At 38.7% G+C, this 1,539-nt stretch carries 2 protein-coding genes; both read left to right on the top strand.

The features are described from left to right. Positions 1–1,270: class I SAM-dependent methyltransferase (locus AC3WVG_RS11740; RefSeq protein WP_488798303.1), on the top strand; the 1,270-nt coding region annotated here is incomplete at its 5' end. Beyond that, on the top strand, positions 1,245–1,539 hold a 295-nt coding region (locus AC3WVG_RS11735), incomplete at its 3' end, for a DUF2878 family protein (protein ID WP_488798302.1). The genes AC3WVG_RS11740 and AC3WVG_RS11735, both read left to right, overlap by 26 nt.

Below are 1,539 nucleotides of genomic sequence, written 5' to 3'. Positions count from 1 at the left end.
TAAGTGTATGGAAAAGGTATCGAGCTTACGCGTTCAAGAACGCACAAGTTGGTTTACTAACTTATACAAGAAGTTAGTATTCAAAGCGTTCTCGTCTATTGAAACAGGCCAAATAGTGCTTGTAGACAATAATCAGCAGTCTGTATTTGGCGATATGTCATCAGAGCTTAAAGTAACGGTAACCGTTAATGATACTGCTATGTATAAAGCATTTGCGCTCTCGGGAAGTATTGGCGCGGGAGAATCTTACATATTAGGGCAGTGGCAGTGTGATAACTTAACTCGGTTGATAGAAATTTTTGCAATTAACCAAGACCAACTAGACGCATTTGAAAAGAAATTCGCTTTTTTTAGTAACATTGCTCATCGTATAAACCACATCAAAAATAAAAACTCTCACTCGGGCTCTAAAAAGAATATTGTTGCGCACTACGACTTAGGCAATGACTTATACGAGTCTTTTTTAAGCAAAGAAATGCTTTATTCAAGTGCCGTATACCCAAGTAAAGACGCCACCCTTGAGCAAGCACAGCAATACAAACTACAGCGTATTTGTGAACAAGTCGAGTTACAACAAGGCGACACCGTCATTGAAATTGGTACAGGTTGGGGAGCATTTGCGATTTATGCGGCTACTCACTACGACTGCCATGTAACAACCACTACCATCTCTGATGAACAGCACGATTATGTTGCAAATAAAATTAAAGAGCTTGGGCTTGAAAACAAAATAACTTTACTCAAACAAGATTACCGTTTACTAACCGGTAAATACGATAAGCTAGTATCAATTGAGATGATAGAAGCGGTTGGTCATGAGTACTTGCCTAGTTTTTTCACTCAGTGCGGTCAGCTATTAAAAGACGACGGTGCTATGCTTATTCAAGCAATTACAATTAGCGACCAGCGTTACCAGCATTATTTAAAAAATTCTGACTTTATTCAGCAATATATTTTCCCTGGTGGGTGTTTGCCTTCGCTCAACGAAATGAGTGAGCAAATAAAAAATCATACCGATATGAATATCCACACAGTTAGCGATATTGGTGCTCACTACGCAAGAACCCTTGCTGATTGGCGAGATCGTTTCATTGCAAGTTGGCCAAACCTCGATAGTAATAAATTTGATGAGCGATTTTATCGTTTATGGCTATTTTACTTTGCTTATTGCGAGGGCGCATTTAGAACTCGCGCAACAAGTACCGTGCATTTAATGGCACGCAAACCCCGTTTTACGAGTAGTAATGATGAGATTGCACTCGCTTATTAATTTTGTACTGTTTCAAGTAGTGTGGTTTTTATGCCTACTGCTTGAACAGCATTCAATTGTCTATTCAACAGTAGTCATTGCATTAATGTTTTATTTGTCAGCGCAAAAAAAACAGGATGCTTTTTTGCTTCTAAAGTGCTTACCACTAGCCTTACTAAGTGAATTTATCGCGGTTAAGTTCGGTCTGATTGAATTTAAAGTAGCGCCATTTCCGCTTTGGTTAGTGTTTTTATGGGCTGCGTTATTGCTATGTATTAACACCTCAATGT

It is taken from the genome of Desulfovulcanus sp. (assembly GCF_982781345.1).
Note: the sequence above shows the minus strand (reverse complement) of the source record. Positions and strands in the feature narration are given on the sequence as shown.